The following is a 22,013-nucleotide window of genomic DNA, read 5'->3' as shown; positions in this document are numbered from 1 at the left end:
CATGTCGGGGGGAATCTGGCTTCTCTTCGCCCTGCCGCTCGCCGGCGCCGCGGTGCTTCTGCTCGCGGGCCACCGGAGCGACCGGTGGGGCCACCTGCTCGGCTGCGCGACGGCGCTGGCGTCGTTCGGTGTCGCGACGGCACTGTTCTTCGGCATGCTCGGCCGGGCGGCCGACGACCGGGCGCTGCACGAAACCCTGTTCAGCTGGGTTCCCGTCGCGGGACTTCAGGTGGACTTCGGGCTCCAACTGGACCAACTGTCGGTGTGCTTCGCCCTCCTGATCACCGGGGTCGGCTCGCTGATCCACATCTACTCGATCGGGTACATGCGAGACGACCAGGACAGGCGACGGTTCTTCGCCTACCTCAATCTGTTCCTCGCGGCGATGCTGCTGCTGGTCCTGTCCGACAACTACCTCGGCCTGTACGTCGGATGGGAAGGCGTCGGTCTCGCGTCCTACCTGCTGATCGGGTTCTGGCACCACAAGCCGACGGCTGCTGCGGCCGCGAAGAAGGCGTTCGTCGTCAACCGCGTCGGTGACATGGGGTTGGCGATCGCACTGATGATCATGTTCGCCACCTTCGGAACCGTCTCGTACTCGGGTGTTTTCGCGGGAGTCGGGGATGCCACCGAAGCGACGGTGACGGCCCTGGGGCTGATGCTGCTGCTCGCCGCGTGCGGCAAGTCGGCTCAGGTGCCGCTGCAGTCGTGGCTCGGGGACGCGATGGAAGGCCCGACTCCGGTGTCGGCGCTGATCCATGCGGCGACGATGGTCACCGCGGGCGTCTATCTCATCACCCGGTCGAACGCGATCTTCGACCTCGCGCCCGCCGCCCGCACCGCGGTCGTCGCCGTCGGCGCGGTGACGCTGCTGTTCGGGGCGATCGTCGGCTGCGCGAAGGACGACATCAAGAAGGCGCTCGCCGCGTCGACCATGAGCCAGATCGGCTACATGGTCCTCGCCGCGGGCCTCGGTCCCGCCGGGTACGCGTTCGCGATCATGCACCTGCTCACCCACGGATTCTTCAAGGCCGGCCTGTTCCTCGGGGCCGGATCGGTGATGCACGCCATGAACGACGAGGTGAACATGCGCCGCTACGGCGGCCTGCGCGCACTCATGCCGATCACGTTCGCCACCTTCGGATTCGGCTATCTCGCGATCATCGGCATTCCCCCGTTCGCGGGATTCTTCTCGAAGGACAAGATCATCGAGGTCGCGTTCGGAGCCGGCGGGTTCGAGGGCTGGATCCTCGGCGCCGCGACGCTGCTCGGCGCGGGTCTCACCGCGTTCTACATGACGCGGGTGATGCTGATGACGTTCTTCGGGGAGCGGCGGTGGCGACACGATGCGCACCCCCACGAGTCGCCTGCGGTGATGACGTGGCCGATGATGCTCATCGCGGTGGGCTCGATCGGGTCCGGCTTCCTCCTCGCCTACGGTGGCGCGCTGCAGGACTGGCTCGAACCGGTGGTCGGTGAACACCATGACGAGCTGCCGGTGCCGGTGTGGACGATCACCGTCACCACTCTCGTCATCGTGCTCGCGGGAGTCGCAGTCGCGTACCGGCAGTACGCCGGTGTCGCCGTCCCGGAGGTGGCGCCGGAACCCGTATCGCGGCTGACCGTCGCCGCCCGGCGTGACCTCTACGGCGATGCGGTGAACGAGGCGGTGTTCATGCGCCCCGGTGACCGGGTGACGCGGGCGCTCGTCACCGTTGACGACCGGGGCGTCGACGGCGTCGTCACCGGCGTCGCCGCGGGCGTCGCGGGTGCGTCGACGCGGATCCGGAAGCTGCAGAACGGTTTCGTGCGGACGTATGCGACCTACATGTTCCTCGGGGCGGCCGCGGCGGTCGCGATGCTGGCGTTGGTGAGGTGAGCGTGGACGGCTTCGCATGGTTGAGCGCGTTGTGGTTGGCGCCTCTCGTCGGGGCGGGTGCCGTGGCCTGTGTGCCCGCGGCTGGGCGCGTTGCCGCGCGGTGGGTTGCGTTCGCGGCGTCGCTGGTGACGCTCGCCGTTGCCGTGGTGGTCGCGGTGGGATTCGATCCGGGTGGGGAGCGCTTCCAGTTCGTCGAATCACATTCCTGGATACCGGCGTTCGGCACCCGCTACGAACTGGGCGTGGACGGCGTCGCGCTGGTGTTGGTGTTGCTCACCGCCGTCCTGGTGCCGGTCCTGCTGCTCGCGGGCTGGCGTGACGGTGATCGGGCGACGGGGACGAGACCGGTCCACGCGTACGTCTCGCTCGTCCTCGTGGTCGAGGCGATGGTGCTGATGTCGTTTCTCTCCCTCGACATCCTCCTGTTCTACGTGTTCTTCGAGGCGATGCTGATTCCGATGTACTTCCTCATCGGCAGCTTCGGCGACGCGCGTGGCCCCCGCGCCGCTGTGAAGTTCCTGCTGTACAACCTGTTCGGCGGACTGATCATGCTGGCCGCGGTGATCGGCCTGTACACGGTCACCGCGGGGGACGCGAGCCCGTTCGAGTCCGGCACCTTCGATTTCCGGGCCATCGCGGACGCCGTCTCGTCCGGCACGCTGGTGATCGACACGCCCGTCGCGAACGCCCTGTTCCTCGGTTTCATGTTCGCGTTCGCCGTCAAGGCTCCGCTGTGGCCGCTGCACACCTGGCTGCCCGACGCCGCCGTCCACTCGACCCCGTCGACCGCGGTGCTCATGATGGCCGTGGTCGACAAGGTCGGCACGTTCGGGATGCTGCGGTACTGCATCGAACTGTTCCCGGACGCCACCAGAACCTTCGCTCCGCTCGTCATCACCCTCGCCGTCGTCGGCATCGTCTACGGCGCGCTCGTCGCGATCGGTCAGACCGACATGATGCGGCTGATCGCGTACACGTCCATCTCCCACTTCGGGTTCATCGTGCTCGGCATCTTCGCCCTCACCAGCCAGGCGCAGGGCGGGTCCGCGCTATACATGGTGAACCACGGACTGTCCACCGCCGCGCTCATGCTCCTCGCCGGATTCCTCGTCGCTCGCAAGGGGTCCCGTGCGATCGCCGACTACGGCGGCGTGCAGTCCAGCGCCCCGGTCCTGGCGGGGACGTTCCTCGTCGCCGGTCTCGCCACGCTGTCCCTACCGGGGCTGGCGCCGTTCGTCAGCGAATTCCTCGTCCTGATCGGCACGTTCACCCGCTATCCGGTCGCTGCGATCGCAGCGACCACGGCACTGGTGCTCTCGGCGGTGTACGTGCTGTGGATGTACCAGCGGGTGATGACCGGACCGGCCCGTGAGGGTGTGCGCGACCTCGGTCGCCGCGAGATCGCGGTGGTGGCACCGCTGATCGCCCTGCTGGTGATCCTCGGCGTCTACCCGAAGCCGGCGCTCGACGCGATCACCCCGGCCGTCGACGCGACGCTGACGGCGGTGCACCAGGAGGATCCGGCACCGACGGTCCCGGTCATCGAAGCGGAAGACGGAGGCGGTCACCCGTGAGCAGGTTCTCGACAGCCGCCGCCGTCCTCGCACAGTCCCCGCTGCCCGCACCCGACATCGAGTACAGCCTGCTCATGCCGATGCTCCTCGTGTTCGGTGTCGCGGTGGCCGGGGTGATCGTGGAGGCGTTCGCCCCGGCCCGCGTCCGGTACGGCAGTCATCTCGTACTCTCGCTCGGCGGATTGGGCGCCGCCTTCGTCGCGGTCGTGGCGCTGCGTGACACCCGTGGCACCGCGGTGGCGGGCGCGGTGGTCGTCGACGGGCCGACGCTGTTCCTGCAGGGGTCGATCCTGCTGGTGTCCATCCTGTCGATCCTGCTGATCGCCGAGCGTCGCCTCGATCGGGTCGCGGCACGGGACCAGGCCGCGGATGCGTTCACGCCCCAGGCGTCCGTGCTGCCCGGCAGTGTCGCGGAGAAGGAAGCGACCGCGGCTGGGGTGACGCGAACAGAGGTGTTCCCGCTGACCCTGTTCGCGGTCGGCGGGATGTTGCTGTTCCCGGCGTCCGGGGACCTGTTGACGATGTTCGTGGCCCTCGAGGTGCTGTCGCTGCCGCTGTACCTGCTGTGCGGCCTCGCCCGCAGGCAGCGGGTGCTGTCGCAGGAAGCGGCCCTGAAGTACTTCCTGCTCGGTGCCTTCTCGTCGGCGTTCTTCCTGTTCGGTGTCGCCTTCCTGTACGGCGAGGCCGGGACGGTCCAGCTCGTGGGCATCGCGGAGGCCACGGCGTCCGGAGGGACCACGTTCGCCCTGATCGGCACCGGACTGCTCGCGGTGGGCCTCCTGTTCAAGGTCGGTGCCGTGCCGTTCCACACCTGGGTACCCGACGTCTACCAGGGGGCCCCGACACCGATCACCGCATTCATGGCCGCTGCCACGAAGATCGCGGCGTTCGGTGCGATGCTGCGCGTCCTCTACGTCGGGGTGCCGGGGCTGCGGGACGACTGGCGTCCCCTGCTGTGGGTGGTGGCGATCCTGACGATGGTGTTCGGGTCCGTGCTCGCCGTGACCCAGACCGACGTCAAGCGAATGCTGGCGTATTCCTCTGTCGCGCATGCCGGGTTCATACTCGTCGGCGTCGTCGCGGCGGATCGGGCCGGTCTGTCGTCGACGCTGTTCTACCTTGTCGCGTACGGCTTCGGGACGGTGGCCGCGTTCGCGATCGTCGGGCTGGTGCGCGGCCCGACCGGGGAGGCGACGCACCTGTCGCACTGGGCGGGGCTCGGGCGTCGGTCGCCGCTGCTCGCCGGGACCTTCGCGCTGCTGCTGCTGTCGTTCGCCGGTATCCCGTTGACCGCGGGGTTCGTCGGAAAGTTCGCGGTCTTCTCGGCTGCGGCCGGTGCCGGCGGGTGGCCCCTGGTCGTCGTCGGCGTGGTGTGCAGCGCGATCGCTGCCTTCTTCTACGTGCGTGTGATCGTGCTGATGTTCTTCTCCGATCCTCCCGAGGTCGCGCCTGACGTCGTGATTCCGAGTGCGCTCACGACCGTCTCGGTCGCGGCGGGCGCGATCGTGACCGTCGGGCTCGGTGTCTTCCCGCAGCCGGTTCTCGACCTCGCGGATCGCGCGGCGGACTTCCTGATCTGATCCGGCGCGTGAAAAACCACGTGCTGCTGTTCGTTTCACGTGCCGGCGTCGACGGGGTCCGCCCCGCACACATTTGTTACCGATGAGTAGGTTTTGCCGACGACACCACACCACAGGCGACCGGCAGGCTCAAGCGCAACACGGGCAAGTGTGACCCGATTCATATCTCGGTGGATACTGGATGGCTTGAGTGTCAACATGATTCAACGCGCAACCACTTCGAGTCGGGCGACCTGTGGCGTCGTCGGCCGTCGAGGCGGCAGTCGAACGCCCAGGCTGGCATCGGTTTCCTGCTTCGTGTCGAGGTGGAGGGTCCGGCGCTCGGAGTCGAGGTGTCGGCCGTCTCGCGCAAGTGTATGTAACTCCGCGAACACATGTTCTTCGAAGTGAATATTCGTATTCATGGACCACGCGACTCCGTCGGCGCTGTACATTCCCATGACGCAGCGTGGTTGCCGCACGGATCACGGAGGCCGATGCACGGGGCGGATACGTCCGCCCGAACCGCGAGCAATCGAAATGCACTTGGGAACTTCATAATTCCCCGAATCGTGGACTCCGCGCACCGCGGGCCGTCGGTGCGGGAGTGAACCGGAGGAGCTGCAGTTGATCCACTCACGATTCGAGGCCGTCGGCGCCTATCTGCCGAGCACCGTCCAGACCACCGACGAGCTGATCGGCCTGCTCGCCGAGCCGCCGTCGTTCGATTTCGAGACCGTCACCGGCGTGCGTGAACGCCGAGTGCGCTCGACATCGCCCGACGACTTCGAGGACTCCTTCGCGCTCGCGTCGAAGGCCGCGCGGGCCTGCCTCGACCGGTCCCGCTACGAGGCGGCCGATCTCGACGTGATCATCTCCGTGTCGATCACCCGAAGCAAGGATCGGTCCAAGATCTACTTCGAACCGTCGTTCGCGGCGATGATCGCCAAGGACCTGGGCGCGCGCCGGGCGATCCACTTCGACCTGTCCAACGCCTGTGCCGGAATGCTCACCGGCACTTACCTACTCGACCGGATGATACGTGCAGGTGCCGTCCGCAACGGCATGGTCGTCAGTGGTGAGGCGATCACGCCGATCGCCGAGACGGCGGTCCAGGAGATCGTCGGGGGATACAACCCGCAGTTCGCGTCCCTCTCGGTCGGTGATTCCGGGGCGGCGGTCGTGCTCGACCGATCCGAGGGAGAGGACGACCGGATCCACTACGTCGAGTTGATGACGGCCTCCGAATACGCGGACGCCTGCCTCGGCATGCCGTCCGACCGGACCCAGGGCGTGGCGCTGTACACCGACAACCGGCGCATGCACAACGAGAGTCGATTCCTGCTGTGGACCGACACTCAGCGCAACCACCTGGCCGCGCAGGGTCGGACCTTCGCCGACGAGGAGTTCGACTTCATCATCCACCACCAGTTCGGTGCCTCCGCCATCACCGCGATGAATGCCCTCGGAGAACGTGAGTTCGGCACCCCGATGCCCGACTCCCCGGGCGTCGTCGACAAGTACGGAAACACGTCGACCACGAGTCATTTCGTCGTCCTGCACGACCAGATCGAGCAGAAGCGGATACCGGCGGGCTCGAAGGTCCTGATGATCCCCGCGGCGTCCGGCATCGTCACGGGATTCCTGTCCGCAACCATCTCGTCCCTGGAGGCCTGACGTGGGTGTCGTCATCACCGCAACGGGCGCCGTTCGCGGCGCCGAGAACATCAGCGCAGTCGACGGAGCCGCCCGCGCCGCTCGCGACGCGCTCGCGGCGGCAGCCGCTGCGCCCGAGTCGGTGGGGGTGCTCGTCAACGCGGGCATCTACCGCGACTCGAACATGGTCGAGCCGGCAATGGGAGCGTTGATCCAGAAGGCCGCGGGGATCGGCCTCGAGTACGACGAACACGACCCGCGGTCGTTCTCGTTCGATCTGATGAACGGGGCGTGCGGGGTGCTCAACGCCGTTCAGGTCGCGTCCGCGATCCTGGTCACGGGTAGCACGGGCCGGGTCCTCGTGGTGGCCGGCGACACCCACCCGTCCCTGACGGGCGTCGACCCGACCGAGGAGTTCCCCTACGCGACCGCCTCTGGTGCCCTGCTCCTCGAACACGTGGACGGCCCGGACGGTTTCGGACCGCTCCACACCGAACTGGCGGATGGCCCGGTCGCCGTCGAAGGCTTCGTCGACACCGCGACGATGGGCACCACCGGCCGGTCCGCGATGACCGTGCTGCGGGCGGACGATGCCGAACGCCGCATCCTGGATGTGGCCGTGACGGTCGGCGCCCGCGCGCTGGCCGATGGCGTCGACCCGGCCACCACGGTGCTGATCTCGTCGCGGCCGACCCCAGGGTTCCGTGCCGCGCTGTCCGCGAAGCTCGGCGTCCCCGAACTCGACTGGGACGGCGAGAACGCAGACGACGTGCACACGGCGACGATCCCGCTCGATTATCACCGGGCGATCGAGTCGGGTCGACTCGACGGCGTACGGACCGTTCTCATGGTGGCGGCAGGCGCGGGCCCGAGCGCGGCGGCGTGCCTGTATCGCCTTCCCGAACCGGGTACTCGGTGAGCGCATCGGTCGGCACGGCGTGGTTCGACGCCGTCGGTGACCATGCCCGGCGCCGCCCGGACGCGCCCGCCGTCAGTTACGCGGCACCCGCCGCGCGAGGCGCGCTTCCCGAGTACACGGGCATCTCGTTCGCCGAACTGTCCGAGTGGTCGGACGTCCTGGCCCGGAAGTTCGCCGAGTCAGGGATCGGACGCGGCGCACGCACGATCGTCCTGATCAATCCCGGGCCGGAGCTGTACGCGGTCCTGTTCGGCCTGTTCAAGGCCGGTGCGATCCCCGTGGTGATCGACCCGGGCATGGGCCTGCGCCCGATGTTGCGGTGCCTGTCGGCGGTGGATCCGCAGGCCTTCGTGGGGATTCCGCAGGCGCACGCGGTGCGGGTGCTGTTCCGGCGCGCGTTCCGCGGCGTGCGGGTGCCCGTCACGGTCGGACGCCGCTGGTTCTGGGGCGGACGCACACTGGCCGAGTTCGGGCGTGTCCGGAACGGGAGTGTCCCGTCCGGCCTCACGACGCCGGTCGACGCGTCCGCACCGGCGATGATCGCGTTCACCACCGGATCCACCGGACCGGCGAAGGCCGTCGAACTCACCCACGGCAACCTCGCGGCCATGCTGGAGCGTACCCAGGCGTTGACGGGTGCGACCGACCGCGAGACGGCGTTGGTGACCCTGCCCGTCTTCGGTGTCCTCTATCTCCTGATCGGAACGGGTATCGTTCTGCCGCCGCTGATTCCGAGCCGCGTCGGTTCCACCGATCCCGCACATGTCGTCGACGCGGTCACCCGTTTCGACGTGCGGACGCTGTTCGCGTCGCCCGCGGTGCTCGCGCCACTGCTCGCGTACTGCCGCGAGCACGAGGTGCAGCTACCGTCGATCAGGGCGGTGTTCTCGGGCGGTGCGCCCGTCCCGGAGGCCGTGATCACCGGTCTTCGCGGCATCCTGTCCGAGGACGCCGATGTGCACGCGGGATACGGTGCAACCGAATCGATCCCGATGTCGTCGATCGAATCCAGGGAAGTCGCTTCCGGACTCGCGGACGGGACCAGGCGCGGTGCGGGCACCTGCATCGGACGACCCGTCGAGGGAATCGACGTCCGGCTCGTCGCGATCACCGACGACCCCATCACGGGGTGGGGCGAGGCAGCGGAACCGGCGGACGGTGTCGGTGAGATCGTGGTGACCGGGCCGAACGTCAGCGCGCGGTACCACTGGCCCGACGCGGCCAACCTGCTCGGGAAGATCGTCGACGGTGAGCGGGTGTGGCATCGCACGGGCGACATCGGCTGGATCGACGACGAGGGCCGGATCTGGTTCTGCGGGCGCAAGTCCCAGCGGATCGTCACCGGGGAACGCACACTCCACACCGTTCAGGTGGAGCAGATCTTCAACACCGTCGACGGCGTGGCGAGAACGGCACTCGTCGGAGTCGGCGCGCGTACACAGCAGCGTCCGGTGGTGTGTGTCGAGGTCGAATCCGGTGCCGACACCGAGGCCGTGCTCGCGCGCCTGCGGACGCACGGGGCAGATTTCGACCTGACGAACACGATCGACACCTTCCTGGTTCATCCGGGTTTCCCCGTCGACATCAGGCACAACGCGAAGATCGGCCGGGAGTCGCTCTCGGTGTGGGCGGACAGGCGACTGGACGGCTCTCGACTGGGGCGGTGGCGCCGATGAGGACCGCGGCGCTCCGTGCCATACCCGTCCTCGGGTGGCTGTATCTGGCCTACGGGCTGATGGTCGCGGCGAAGGGTCGGCCGATCCGACACCGTGTGGCGCGCGGTGCCTGGTGGCTCGACGCCTTCCTCAGCGTCGTCGTGCACGCCGCGCAGATCCCGGCGGCGTTGCGCGCCGCGGGGGGAACGCGGTCGCCGCTCTCCACCGCCGCCCTGACGATGGTGTTCGGAATGACCTGGTGGAAAACGCAACCCACCACGGAAGGAGAGGATGCGCCGTGAAGGTGCTCGTGACCGGTGCCTCCGGATTCCTCGGCGGTCGCCTTGCACGGAGGCTCGTCGCCGACGGCGAGCACGACGTCTCCATCCTGGTGCGTCGCACCAGCAGCCTCGTCGACCTCGGTGACACGTCGGCGATGCGGATCGTGCACGGCGACCTGAACGATCCCGAGTCGCTCGCCCTGGCCACCCGGGGGATCGACATCGTCGTCCACAGCGCGGCCCGGGTCGACGAGCGTGGAGTCCGAGCGCAGTTCGAGCGGGAGAACGTCGAGGCCACCCGGGTTCTGTTGCGTGCTGCGCGTGAGAACGGCGCCCAGCGCTTCGTGTTCGTCTCCAGTCCGAGTGCGGTGATGGACTACGACGGCGGCGACCTGATCGGGGTCGACGAATCCGTGCCGTACCCGACGCGCTTCCTGAACCTGTACTCCGAGACGAAGGCCGCGGCCGAGCAGGAGGTCCTGGCTGCGAACGGCGACGGATTCGTCACGTGTGCGCTGCGGCCGCGGGCGATCTGGGGTCCGGGGGACCGGTCCGGTCCGATCGTGCGGCTGCTCGGACGTGCGCAGGCAGGTAAGTTGCCGAACCTCTCCGGTGGCCGGGACGTGCTCGCGTCGCTGTGCCACGTCGACAACATCGTCGACGCGTGCGTGAAAGCCGCGGCATCGGACCGGGTGGGTGGACGTGCCTACTTCGTCGCCGACGCCGAGGTGACGAACATCTGGCCCTACATGGCCGAGGTGGCACACGAGTTCGGATTCGGGATCGCCGAGCGCACCCCCGATCTGCGGGTCGTCGGCGCGGTCGTCCGGGTTCTCGACGCGGTGTGGAAGATCCCCTACCTCGCGACCCGCTGGTCGCCGCCGCTGTCGATGTACGTGCTGGCGTTGATGACCCGGTCCGCGACGTTCGACACCTCCGCTGCAGCAGCAGATTTCGGATACGTTCCCGTCGTCGACCGGGAGAGCGGGATGGCGGAGTTCCGTTCCTGGGTCGAGGAGCAGGGCGGCATCGCCGACCTGACCCGTCACCTCAAGTAGTGCATGCCGTCCCCCACCACGAAGGGTCTGCCGTGACCTCCACCCTCCATCGGTTCGAACGACCGATCTCGGCCACCGAACGGCTCTACCTCGCCGGTCGGCCGCTCGCCGAGCCGTTCGCAATCCAGCTCGTCGTCTCCGGTTCGGGAGTGCTGGACGCCGCCCGTCTGATCGACGCGGTGACCCGCGCCAGTGACGCCTGCCCCGGCGCGCGGCTGCGCCGCGACGGCGACCGGTGGGTGGACTCCGGTGTCACCCCGCCCGTCACGGTCCAGAGCGGTGCCGGCATCGACTTCGGCGCGCTGGACACCGATCCCGTGCTCACCCGCGATCTCGGCACCGACGGCGACGGCACCGCAGAAGTGGTGCTCGTGAGCGGGGCCGACACGTCCACGGTCGTGTTCCGCGTGTTCCACGGAGTGATGGATGCCCGCGGGCTGGCACTGTGGGCGGCGGACGTGTTCCGCGTCCTGCGCGGCGAGGAACCGGTCGGTGCGGCCGACCCGACCGCGGACCACGACCTCGTCGCCCGGATCGGACGGCGGGGCAAGCCGACCACGCTGGTTCCGACCCGCAGGTCACCGCTCGGGGCCAGTGGACGCCCGCCGAAGGATCGCCCGTTCCTGTGGCGGCATCGGACCGTCCCGGGCGCGGCCGCCGCATCGGTCGCCCGGATCACGGCCGTGCTTGCCGACGTCGTCGGGTCGCAGATCCGGGTGATGATTCCCGTCGACCTGCGCAGGCACGACCCTGCCCTGCGCTCGACGGCGAACCTGGCCCTGCCGCTGTTCCTCGATGTCGATCCCGGTGAGTCGTGGTCGCAGGTGCACGCGCGGATCCTCGTCCGCATGACGGAACGGCGGGAGCTCGCCGAGATGGACAACGGTGGGCTCGCACACCTTCCGGCGGCCGTGGCCCGCACCGTGCTGCGCGGCGCACACCGGATCGGGGCCCAGGCGGATCGAAATGTGGTGTCCGCCCTGGTGTCCCATGCGGGCCAGGTCTCCACCGCAGATCTGTCCGTGCCGGGATTCCGTGTCACGGCCGTACGTGCAGTCCCGGTGCACACCGGGCTGGTGCCCGTGTCGTTCGTCGTCCTCGAATGTGACGGGACGACCGAGATCACCGTGTCGTGTCGGGCCGGCGCCGGAGTCGGTGAGCGGCTGGAGGCGGTCCTCGACCGGATCTCGGATGAGCTGACGGCCTCCGACGGGCAGCTGCCGGGCGGGGTACTCGCGCCCGCCGCGTCGGGCGGCCCGGCGGCGAGCACGGGCACGGCCGACTCCCGGTTCCGGGAGCATGCGGTCGCGACGCCGGACGCGGTGGCGGTGAGCTCCCCGGACGGCGAGTACACCTACCGCGAGCTCGATCGTCGCGCCGACGCGATCGCCGCGGCTCTTCGCGAGCGCGGGGTGGACCGAGGAGACATCGTCGCGATCCTCGCCGGTCGCAGCGTCGCCGCGGTGGCGGCGCAACTCGGGGTGCTCCGCGCCGGGGCGGCGTTCCTCGCTCTCGACCCCAAGCATCCGGCGGAGCGCCGCGCGGGCATCGTCGCCGACTCGGGTGCGGCGGTGCTGCTCACCGAGCGTGATCGCGTCGACGCGGCGCCGTCGGACGTTCCGGTCCTGGTGCTCGACGATCTGCCGGCCGACGCGCCGGAGCCGGTGCGCGTGGAGCTCGATGGGAACGACCTCGCGTACGTCACCTACACGTCCGGGTCGACGGGGCGCCCCAAGGGTGTGCGCGTCCCGCACGCCGGTGTCGTGCACTTCGTCGACGGGGTCACCGACTGGTACGGGCTCGGACCGGACACCCGGTTCGCGCACCACCACACTCCCGCCGCGGACATGGCGTGCGCCGCGTTCTTCGCACCGTTGTTGACCGGTGGCGCCGTAACCCTGGTTCCCGACGACACCTCGCACCTGTCGCTGCGTCACATGCTGTGCGAATCCGGGGCGAACACCTTCCTTTTCACACCGAGCCTGCTCGAGGTGGTGCTGCGGCTCGGCCTGGATCCGGGTGCGGTGCGGACCGTCGTCATCGGCGGCGAGCAGCTCTCGCCCGCGCTGGCGGCTCGGGCCCGGCAGTTCTTCGGACCCGACGTGCGGTTGCTCAACAGCTACGGCCCCGCGGAGGTGAGCGTGGTGTGCACCACCCACGTGATCGCCGTGGACCCCGACCCCGATGCGGGGACGGTTCCGATCGGTACGCCCACTGCCGGCACCGATGCGTACCTGCTCGACGACGACGGCGCTCTGGTGCCGGCGGGTGCAGTCGGCGAGCTGTACCTGGCCGGACCTCAGCTGGCCGACGGGTACCTCGGTCGCCCGGACCTGACCGCGGACCGGTTCGTGGATCTCCCCGGCCGTGTACGTGCCTACCGGACGGGTGATCTCGCGCGTCTGCTTCCCGACGGGGCCCTCGACTTCGCCGGACGCGTCGACGGACAGGTCAAGGTGCGGGGCAACCGCGTCGAGCCCGGCGAGGTGCGTGCGGTGCTGGAACGGTGTCCCGGGGTCGGCGCCGCCGCGGTGGTCGGCAGGCGGACGGACACCGGCGGCGTCCTCGACGCCTACGTCGTCGCACCCGGCGGGTTCGACGAGACGGCACTGCGGGCGTTCCTGGCGGAGCGGCTTCCCTCGTACATGGTCCCCGCCCACTTCCGCCAGGTGGAGGAACTGCCGCTGACCGACAACGGGAAGCTCGACGTGTCCCGCCTTCCCGGTGCCGAGGCGGACTGCGTGTCGCCCGGGGGTGACCCGGGCCCGGTCGCCGATGTCCCCGCTGGTTCGGAGACCGCGGAAAACGGTGCTGCGGACGAGGATCTGGAACGAATCGCCGCGATCTGGGCGACGGTACTGTCCATCGACCCTGTGTCGGTCACCCCGACCTCCGACTTCTTCGCGCTCGGCGGCGACTCCCTCGCCTCGCTGGAGATGCTCGCGCAGGTGTCCCGCACCGTGGTCGGTCCGGACGGTGAGGCCGGGTTCGTCGCGCGGCTGGAAGGCCTGGTGCAGCAGATGACGCTGGCACGGGTTGTCGAGGCGGCGGTCGCGGCCCGCCAGGGTGTGGAGGCGCCGTGATCTTCATCGGCAGGGGCGCGCTGCTGTGGCGAGCGGTGCGCAGCGCGCAGGCCGCGGGGCATCGGATCGACCTGGTGTGGACCGATCCGGACGAGACGGTGCCGGACGGTGTCCCAGTGCTCACCGGATCCGACGTGAACAGCGCATCGGATGCGGTGGTGGCGACGTGCACCGACGGTGTCGTGTGGTCGGTCAACAATCCGACGATCCTGCGGGCGCCGATCGTCGAATCGGGACTGCGGGTGCTCAACATTCACAACGGACCGCTCCCGGCATACCGTGGACGGCCCGAGATCGCCGTCGTGCACGCGCTCCTCGCCGGTGAGAGTTGCTATGCCGCAACGCTGCACGAGGTCGACCTGGGTGTCGACACGGGCGCGGTTCTCGCTGTCGAGGAGTTCGGGATCGGTCCGGAGGACACCTTCCAGGACGTGATGATGGCGGGGTTGCGTGCCTGTCACACGCTGTTCGAGCGCGCTCTGCCCGAGGTGGTCGCCGGAACACTGACGCCGCTGCCTTCGTCCGGCGACCGGGGTGGCTATCACGGCCTCCGCGACCTCGCCGAACTCGATGCGCACCAGGACAACCCGCGCTACGCCCGCGCGAGTGCGCTCGGTGTCTTCGCGCCGCACTATCCGGAACTGGCAGCGGCGTTGGCCGGGGGGACACGGCCGTGACCCGGTGGTCGGCAGTGGTCCTGCGGCGGCCCTGGCTGATTCTCCTGCTGGCCGCGGGCCTCGTGGTCGTCGCGGGTGCCTGGGGTTCCACCGTCGGGGACAGGCTCGGTACGGGTGGGTACGCCGACCCCGGCAGCGAGTCGATGCGCGTCGAGAGGTTGGTCGAGGAGAAGTTCGGGCGGCAGAGCCCGGATGTCGTCGTCGTGTACTCTGCCCCGCCCGGAGCGACCGTCGACGACATCGGCCCCCGGGTACAAGCCCAGCTCGACACCGTCGATCCCGCACTGCTGAGCCGGCCCGTCGTCACCCCGTGGAACACGCCCCCGGTGGCGCAATACCTGCGGTCGGAGACAGGTGACCGCGCGCTGGCCCTGGTTTTTGCGGCAGGCGACGAGAACCAGCGTCTCGCAGCCTATTCCGAGCTCGCCGAGCACCTCACCGTGCCCGGTGTCTCGACCGAGCTCACCGGGTTCGCTGCGGTCGCGGACTCGGTGAACACGCGGTCCGAGCGGGACCTGCTCCGCGCCGAGGCACTGTCGTTGCCGCTCACCCTCGTCGTCCTCGTCCTCGTGTTCGGTGGGCTCGTCGCGGCGTCACTGCCGGTCGCGGTCGGTGTCCTTGCGATCCTCGGCGCGCTCGCGTGCCTCCGGGTGGCTTCGTCGTTCACCGAGGTCAACGTCTTCGCGGTGAACATCGCCACCCTGCTGAGCCTCGGCCTGGCGATCGACTACGGACTGTTCGTCGTCAGCCGCTACCGCGAGGAACTCGGCAGCGCCGACCCCGCGGTCGCGCTGACCCGCACCCTCGCCACGGCGGGACGCACCGTCGCGTTCTCCGCGCTGCTGCTGGTGTGCGCGTTCGCGGGCACCCTCGTGTTCCCGCAGGCATCGCTCCGGTCACTCGGTTTCGGCGCGATGTCCGCGGTGGTCATGGCGGCGGCGATGTCGCTCACCGTGCTGCCCGCCGCTCTCGCGCTGCTCGGCCACCGGATCGGGGCGGGAAGCTGGCGCCGGGACGCCTTCGGCCACGGTCAGGCGCGCGCCGCGCGGTTCTGGGAACGGGTGACGCGAGCGGTGCTGGCCCGACGCGTCCTCGTCGCCACGTCGATCACCGCGATACTGCTGATCCTGGCCGTTCCAGTGCTCGGCGTGAAGCTCACCGACATCGACCACACGGCCTTGCCTGCCGGCGACCCGGCGCGCGTCGCGGTGGAGCGGGTCGCGGCGGAGTTCCCGGCCGCGGGCAGCGGTGTCGTCGTCGTGGCCCGGGGGACCGACGGTCGGGGGCCCGCCGCGTTGGACGTCGAGGAGCTTCGACGCGGGATCGCGGCGGTCGACGACGTCGCTGCCGTCGTGGTCGGCGGGACTCGGGACGACGTCACCGTCCTGAAGGCGCAGCTGATGGTCCCGGATCGCTCACAGCCGGCGATGGCGGTGCTCGACGAGATCCGGGCACTCGACGTCCCGGACGGCGTCGACGTGATGCTGGGCGGCGAGAGCGCCCTGACCGCGGACGGCGTGGACGCGATCGTGGACCGGTTCCCGCTGATGGTTGCGATCATGGCGCTCGCGACCTTCGTCTTGCTGCTGATCGCGTTCGGGTCGGTGCTGCTGCCGGTCAAGGCCGTGCTCGTCGCGGCGCTGAGCCTCGGGGCCACGTTCGGGATCCTGACCTGGGTATTCCAGGAGGGCCACCTGGCGGGGCTGCTCGGCGTCAGTACCGGGCCGCTGGCCGCGGGGATGGCGGTGCTGGTGGTCGCGGTGGTGTTCGGCCTGTCCACGGACTACGAGACCTTCCTGATCTCGCGGATGGTCGAGGAGCACCGCGCCGGAGGAGACACGGAGTCCGCCGTCCTGGCGGGTGCCGTTCACACCGGACGGGTGGTGACCGCGGCCGCCGGGCTGCTGATCCTGGTGACCGGTGCGTTCACGCTGTCGTCCCTGACGCCGATGCGGTTTCTCGGTGTCGGGATGATCGTCGCGCTCGTCATCGACGCGACGCTCGTCCGGATGCTGCTCGTACCGGCGCTGGTCGCGTTGATGGGACGCGCCAACTGGTGGCCGTGGGGAGGAGGAGAGGTCAGGGCGGCGAAGCGACCCCGAAAGATGGGAGTCGAGAGCCTCGCGTGACCTTTCCGAGATGGGTTCCGGCCCCTTGTGCTTGCGTACTCGGGCCTGGCGGAGTGAGAAGGCGCTCACAAGGCATGTGATCTGGCTCACAATAACGTAACGATAACGCGATCGTTCGCGATGCGTACTTCCCGGGGTCGACCAGGGAGAATCAACTGTACGAAAGTCCGAACCTGGACGAGTGACACAGACGGCGACACCGAAAGTGCCTGGTTTCCAACGATGCTGGCCCGCCGTACTGTCGTTAGCGGCTCGGAGATCAGGAGCCACCGCCGGTCCGATACCGAGACTGCCCCGCGGACACCGGCCACGAGCACAACACCCCTCAGGGGCAGCGTCGAGGCTATCGCGACCAGATCGCGACGCCACATCCCACTTCATTGCACGGCCTCGAACGCGGCCAGCGAAAGGAAAAATCTCGATGACCACCTTCACCCGTACTCACAACACCGCTGCCACGAAGGCCAAGAAGGCCTTCGGCTGGGCGGCAGTGACGGGCGCACTCGTCGCCATCCCGATGGGCCTCGCCACCGGCACCGCCAGCGCCAACGACTGGGATGCGGTCGCACAGTGCGAGAGCGGCGGCAACTGGGCCACCAACACCGGCAACGGCTACGGCGGCGGACTGCAGTTCACCGACAGCACCTGGGCCGCCAACGGCGGCACTGGATCCCCCGAGAACGCCTCGCGCGCAGAGCAGATCGCGGTCGCGGAGAATGTCCTCGCAACCCAGGGCCCCGGTGCATGGCCGGTGTGCGGCCAGTACCTCTGAGCCGCAACCTGATCGAGTTCCATCCAGACGCCTGACACAGAACGGCCACGGCCGCCGCACCCAGCAGGGTGCGGCGGCCGCGGCGTTCGCATGTCGGCTTTCTCGGGTCAGGGCACCCGGGACACCGCCGTTGACAGTGCGTCCGCGATCCGCTCGGATCCCCACGGCAGGGAGATCGGAGACGGGAAGCCCAGTGCGTTCGGCACTCCCGCGTTGCGCGCGATCGACACGATGGAGCCGCGCTGCACCATCGGCATGGTGCTCCACTGAGGACTGCCGCGCATGTAGTCGATGTCGCCGGCGGGGGAGATCACCACGGCCACATCGGTGTCCAGGTTTCCGACGAGTTCGTAGCTCACCACCCCGCGTCCGTCCGCGTCGGTGGGCACCGTCCGGGCCCAGTCGGACAGCTGGAATCCGAGATCCTTCATGACCATCCCGATGCCGCGGTCCTCACCGGAGAGGATGTACAACTGGCCGGCTAGGTCGCCGATCACCGCGTTGAAACGGACGCCCTCGAATTCCGGGTGCGCGTTTCGGACTTCCGCGACTGCGGCTTCCGCGTTCTCGATCGCGCTCTCCGCCTCGGATTCGCGGCCCAGGGCCTTTCCGATCTTGCGGGTCGAGTCCTGCCACGGTTCGACGTTGGCCTGCTGATCGAAATGCACGATCGGTGCGACGGCCGAGAGTTGGCGGTACATCTCCTCGTTGAGATTCCACTGGCCGGTCGCGACGATGACGTCGGGCTCCAGCGCGACGATGTGCTCCAGGTAACCCTGAGCGTCGCCCTCGAACAGCAGGGTGGGAATCTCCTTGTCCTCCACCGACGTCAGTGCCTCGATACCGCCGCCGGGGTCGGGCGGCAGCACCTCGTAGCCCATCTCGGTCAGTGCGTCCGCCTGCCAGGGCCACACGCCCGTGCCGCCCGTGGCGACCAGGGTGTTGGCGTCGGACGGCAGGGCGATCGGCGCGACACCGGTTGCGATGACCATGTCCGCGTCCTGCGGCGACAGTGGCAGCACCCGGTCGGCGCCCGCCGGAATCTGTGCGTCACCGAACTTGCCGCTGACGGTGACGGTTTCGCCGTCCGCGGAGGTGAGTGAGTCCCCGCCGCACGCGGTCAGGACGAGTGCCGCGACCGCTGCGAATCCGACGGCCAGAACGCGCCTCACGCGGGGTGCCCGTTCGGTCCACCGGGGTTGCCGGGCACGGTGCAGCTGACCATGGCGCGGTGTGCCATGAAGCAGAGGCTGTCGTTGCTGAGCTTCCACTGGCCGTCGATCCAGTACCACTTGAGCGTGGCGCGGCCGGGGGTACCGCCCATGAGTGAGGTCGTGAGCTGCGCGCGGGCGACGTCGCCGTCCACCGCCACCGGACCCTCGAGGTTCCACTTGTAGACCCCGGAGGCGAGGTTCAGCGCGTTGCCGACGCCACGCACGGTGGGGACGCCCGCCGACCCGCCTTCGAGTCCCGAGGCGAGGGCGGCGTCGCTCGTGCCCGGGGCGAGGCCCTCCATCAGCAGACCGTTGAGAGTGGAGAGTTCGGGTGTGGTCGGTCCTGCGGGCGCCGCGGCCGCGGGAGCTGCCGCAGGAGGCGCCGCCGAGACGGGAGCGGCTGGCGCCGGTGCCGCGGCAGCTGCCGGAGCAGGGGCCGCGCCTGGTGCCGGAGCAGGGGCCGCGGGTGCCGGCGCTGCCGAGGCAGTCTGCGGTTCGAGCACACTGACGCCGCTGTCGGCGACACGGGCCGACAGGCCGGGCGGGGTCTCCATCGTGACCACGACCTGCTGTTCCTCGTCGCCGAGGTGCATGCCGAGCAGGACGAGGCCGGGGATCGCGGCCCCGACGACGACGGCTGCGCACGTGGACACGAGCACCGTCGGCCAGTGGATGCCGCGTCGCGCGGGCGGGTCCGCTCGGTCCGGGTCGTCGAATCCGGGATCGTCGTAGCCCGTGTGAACACTCATCGCGTCGTGCCAGTCATGCGTACTTCGTCTTCCTGTGGCGACCGCGCCTCTACGCCGCGGTAACTATCGTTAGGCTAAGCTAACATCACAGGTGTCGGGGCTGGGATCACGGGTCGTCGCGACCGGCGGCGACCGGAGACTCAGGCGGCGTCGGAGACGTCGCCACCCTCGCCGAGCGTCGATGCGAGTGCACGCCGCTGTTCACGCCGGTAGGCGCGAGAGACTGCGCTACGGGTCTCGACCAGGTCGAAGCCGTGGTAGGCGCCCGGCACGACGTGCAGCGTCGTCGGAACACCCGCCGCGGTGAGCCGCGCCGCGTAGGCGACGTCCTCGTCGTGGAACAAGTCGTGGCTGCCGACGCCGATCCAGGTCGGCGGCAGCCCGCTCAGGTCCTCGTATCGGGCCGGCGCGGCCAGCGGCGGAACCGCACCCGAGGCCTCGCCGAGATAGGAGCGCCACCCGAATCGATTGCTCGACGGACTCCACACCCGGAGTCGTCGCGGGTCGACGTCGGTGCGATCGCAGGTCCGGTCGTCGAGCATCGGATACGACAGCAACTGCATCGCGGGCGTGATCTTGCCGCGGTCGCGTGCCAAGAGCGTCACCGCGGCCGCCAAGTTTCCGCCAGCGCTCTCACCCATGACCGCGATCCGGTTGGCGTCCACATCCGGTTGCGCGGCAAGCCAACTCAACCCGCGGTAGCAGTCCTCGAGTGGTGTCGGGAACGGATGGGCGGGCGCGAGCCGGTACTCGACGGACGCCGCGACGACACCGAGTTCGGTCGAGATCCGACGGCACAGGGCATCGCCCATCGCGGCGCTGCCGATCACGAAGCCACCGCCGTGGATGAACAACACTCCCGCCACGGGCGCCGTCGTCGGTGCGGCGGGGCGGAACACACGCACCGTGACGTTCGCGTCCACGTGGACGATCTCGCCGCCCGCCGGTGGCCGGGATGTGGGCAACTGCGTCAACCACCGGATCGGCCCCGCGGTCCGCTTCGTGACGAGTGTGCGCGGAAGGAACCGTGCCAACCGCAGATCCGGATCGAACTCACCCACCGGCGCCCCTTTTCCTCAGGTGGCCGGAGCATAGGCCACCCACCCGTCGTCGGGGCGGGAACTACGGCAGCATCGAGCCTGTCGCGTTGAAACGCTCGTGGAACGAGAATCCCTCGCCGAGCAGGTGGGGGGTGTGGCCGGCGCCGGGATGCGCTTCGGCGCGCGACAGATAGTCGTGCAGCAGTGCCCGGTAGTCGGGGTGGGCGCAGCGATCCACGATCACTCTGGACCGCTTCCGCGGCGAGAGGCCACGCAGGTCCGCCAGCCCCTGCTCGGTGACGAGCACCTGCACATCGTGTTCGGTGTGGTCGACGTGCGGCACCATCGGAACGATCGACGAGATCGCGCCGCCCTTCGCGGTCGACGGGCTGAGAAACAACGACAGGTAGCCGTTGCGGGCGAAGTCGCCCGACCCGCCGATGCCATTCATGATCTTGGTTCCCATCACGTGGGTCGAGTTCACGTTGCCGTAGATGTCGGCCTCGAGCATCCCGTTCATCGCGATGATCCCCAGCCTGCGGACCACTTCGGGATGGTTGCTGATCTCCTGCGGTCGCAGCGTGATGTGTTTGCGGTAGAAGTCGATGTTGTCGGTGAGCTCTGCCAGGCCCTTTTCCGACAGGGCCAGCGACGTCGCGGACGCGTGCGCCACCGCACCGTCCTTGATCAGCCGGAGCATCGAGTCCTGGATGACCTCCGAATAGCAGGTCATGTTCCGGTAGCCGCCGCGGTCGAGGCCACCGAGGACGGCGTTCGCGACGTTGCCGATTCCCGCCTGCAGAGGAAGGAGGGTGTCGGCGGGCAGTCGACCCGCCTTCACCTCGTGCTCGAAGAAGTCGAGGACGTGCCCGGCGATCGCGAGGCTGACGTCGTCTGGGTCGGTGAGTGTGCTGGCGCTGTCGGCGACGTTCGTCTCGACCACCGCGACAACCTTCGCCGGGTCAACCCGGAACGTGGGCTGACCGATTCGGTCCGCAACGTGGGTGATGTTCAGGGGCGTGCGATTCGGAGGCAGCGCGGTGCCGTAGTAGACATCGTGCATGCCCTCCATCGCCGACGGAACCCACGAGTTGACCTCGAGGATGATCCGGTCGGCAACGTCGAGCCACGTCTTGTTGTTGCCGATCGAGGCGGCCGGGATGAGGTCGCCGGTCTCGGTGATCCCCGCAACCTCGACGATCGCGACGTCGACGTTGCCGTAGTAGCCCTCCCAGACCTGCTGTGCGACGTGCGAGAGGTGGATGTCGACGTAGTCCATCCGGCCTTCGTTGATCTTGCGGCGTGCGGTCGGCTCGGACTGGTACGGCATCCGGAGTGCGATGCCGTCGACCTCCGCGAGTGCGCGTTCCGTTTCCGACGACACCGAAGCGCCGGTGAGCAGGTTGATCGTGAAGTTCGCCCCCTGGCCGCGGACCTCGTGGATGCGCTCCGCGAGGGCGGGGATGACGGCCTTCGGTGTCCCTGCGGACGCGAACCCGCTGATGGCGACGGTGTCGCCGGGCCGGATCACCGCCGCGGCGTCAGTGGCCGAGGTCACCTTGGCGGCGAGGGCGGTGCTCTTGATCCTGCTCACGGCTGTTCGTTCCTTCGCGTCCATCTCTTTAGTGAAGGTAATGTTATCGGTGGACCCGTGGTGCCTGGTCGGTGGCCCGTCCCGTTGCCCTGCCAGTCTCACGTCTGATCGTAGGTGGCTCGTCCGCCCACGCTCGGGAACAATGCCAAGAGCGGGCGAACCGACCCGACGCGA

The 22,013-nt window shown here is 69.1% G+C and carries 15 protein-coding genes and 1 pseudogene; 12 read left to right on the top strand and 4 right to left on the bottom strand.

The annotated features are described in order from the left end of the window. The first annotated feature begins 1 nt into the window (after nt 1). From nuoL to RHCRD62_RS08060, 12 genes and pseudogenes are all read left to right on the top strand, one after another. On the top strand, nt 2–1,879 hold the full coding sequence (gene nuoL / locus RHCRD62_RS08115; RefSeq protein WP_050064173.1) for an NADH-quinone oxidoreductase subunit L: 1,878 nt from the start codon (nt 2–4) through the stop codon (nt 1,877–1,879). Between the two features lie 2 nt (nt 1,880–1,881). After that, complete coding sequence (locus RHCRD62_RS08110) at nt 1,882–3,453, top strand: NADH-quinone oxidoreductase subunit M (RefSeq protein WP_050064172.1); 1,572 nt, start codon at nt 1,882–1,884, stop codon at nt 3,451–3,453. Continuing rightward, on the top strand, nt 3,450–5,033 hold the full coding sequence (nuoN, locus tag RHCRD62_RS08105; RefSeq protein WP_050064171.1) for an NADH-quinone oxidoreductase subunit NuoN: 1,584 nt from the start codon (nt 3,450–3,452) through the stop codon (nt 5,031–5,033). Before RHCRD62_RS08110 ends, nuoN begins: the two co-directional genes overlap by 4 nt. Nucleotides 5,034–5,639: 606 nt before the next feature. Then, nucleotides 5,640–6,689: a 3-oxoacyl-ACP synthase III family protein gene (locus tag RHCRD62_RS08100; protein WP_050064170.1), complete on the top strand. Its 1,050-nt coding sequence runs from the start codon at nt 5,640–5,642 to the stop codon at nt 6,687–6,689. Between the two features lies 1 nt (nt 6,690). Next, nucleotides 6,691–7,587, top strand: a complete 897-nt coding sequence (locus RHCRD62_RS08095; RefSeq protein ID WP_050064169.1) for a beta-ketoacyl-[acyl-carrier-protein] synthase family protein — start codon at nt 6,691–6,693, stop codon at nt 7,585–7,587. Further along, on the top strand, nt 7,584–9,263 hold the full coding sequence (locus RHCRD62_RS08090) for a fatty acid CoA ligase family protein (RefSeq protein ID WP_050064168.1): 1,680 nt from the start codon (nt 7,584–7,586) through the stop codon (nt 9,261–9,263). Before RHCRD62_RS08095 ends, RHCRD62_RS08090 begins: the two co-directional genes overlap by 4 nt. Further along, a complete protein-coding gene (locus RHCRD62_RS08085; RefSeq protein WP_050064536.1) occupies nt 9,260–9,544 on the top strand; it encodes a hypothetical protein in 285 nt (94 codons plus the stop codon). The genes RHCRD62_RS08090 and RHCRD62_RS08085 overlap by 4 nt, the downstream gene beginning before the upstream one ends. Further along, nucleotides 9,541–10,581 carry an NAD-dependent epimerase/dehydratase family protein gene (locus RHCRD62_RS08080; RefSeq protein ID WP_084734142.1) on the top strand — a complete coding sequence of 347 codons (1,041 nt, stop codon included), beginning with the start codon at nt 9,541–9,543 and terminating at the stop codon, nt 10,579–10,581. Before RHCRD62_RS08085 ends, RHCRD62_RS08080 begins: the two co-directional genes overlap by 4 nt. A gap of 32 nt (nt 10,582–10,613) precedes the next feature. Beyond that, nucleotides 10,614–13,664, top strand: coding sequence for a non-ribosomal peptide synthetase (locus RHCRD62_RS25410; RefSeq protein WP_084734141.1), 3,051 nt, complete (start codon nt 10,614–10,616; stop codon nt 13,662–13,664). Continuing rightward, entirely contained in the window at nt 13,661–14,341 is a 681-nt protein-coding gene (locus tag RHCRD62_RS08070) for a formyltransferase family protein (RefSeq protein ID WP_050064166.1), read from the top strand. The genes RHCRD62_RS25410 and RHCRD62_RS08070 overlap by 4 nt, the downstream gene beginning before the upstream one ends. Then, nucleotides 14,338–16,470, top strand: coding sequence for an MMPL family transporter (locus RHCRD62_RS08065; RefSeq protein WP_050064165.1), 2,133 nt, complete (start codon nt 14,338–14,340; stop codon nt 16,468–16,470). Before RHCRD62_RS08070 ends, RHCRD62_RS08065 begins: the two co-directional genes overlap by 4 nt. Before the next feature lie 421 nt (nt 16,471–16,891). Beyond that, nucleotides 16,892–17,239: pseudogene (locus RHCRD62_RS08060) on the top strand (transglycosylase family protein); the annotation flags it as partial. A gap of 110 nt (nt 17,240–17,349) precedes the next feature. Here RHCRD62_RS08060 and RHCRD62_RS08055 read toward each other — a convergent pair. The 4 genes from RHCRD62_RS08055 to RHCRD62_RS08040 all read right to left on the bottom strand — a co-directional run bounded on the left by RHCRD62_RS08055 (nt 17,350) and on the right by RHCRD62_RS08040 (nt 21,863). Next, nucleotides 17,350–18,414, bottom strand: coding sequence for an ABC transporter substrate-binding protein (locus RHCRD62_RS08055; protein WP_050064163.1), 1,065 nt, complete (start codon nt 18,412–18,414; stop codon nt 17,350–17,352). Beyond that, nucleotides 18,411–19,205: an MTB12 C-terminal domain-containing protein gene (locus RHCRD62_RS08050; protein WP_050064162.1), complete on the bottom strand. Its 795-nt coding sequence runs from the start codon at nt 19,203–19,205 to the stop codon at nt 18,411–18,413. The genes RHCRD62_RS08055 and RHCRD62_RS08050 overlap by 4 nt, the downstream gene beginning before the upstream one ends. Nucleotides 19,206–19,345: 140 nt before the next feature. Then, nucleotides 19,346–20,266, bottom strand: a complete 921-nt coding sequence (locus RHCRD62_RS08045) for an alpha/beta hydrolase (protein ID WP_050064161.1) — start codon at nt 20,264–20,266, stop codon at nt 19,346–19,348. A 61-nt stretch (nt 20,267–20,327) separates the two neighbouring features. Continuing rightward, nucleotides 20,328–21,863: a succinyl-CoA:acetate CoA-transferase ScpC gene (locus tag RHCRD62_RS08040; protein WP_050064160.1), complete on the bottom strand. Its 1,536-nt coding sequence runs from the start codon at nt 21,861–21,863 to the stop codon at nt 20,328–20,330. Nucleotides 21,864–22,013: the final 150 nt, after the last annotated feature.

The sequence above is a fragment of the Rhodococcus sp. RD6.2 genome (genome assembly GCF_001040705.1).
Lineage (GTDB): Bacteria > Actinomycetota > Actinomycetes > Mycobacteriales > Mycobacteriaceae > Rhodococcus_G.
Note: the sequence above shows the minus strand (reverse complement) of the source record. Positions and strands in the feature narration are given on the sequence as shown.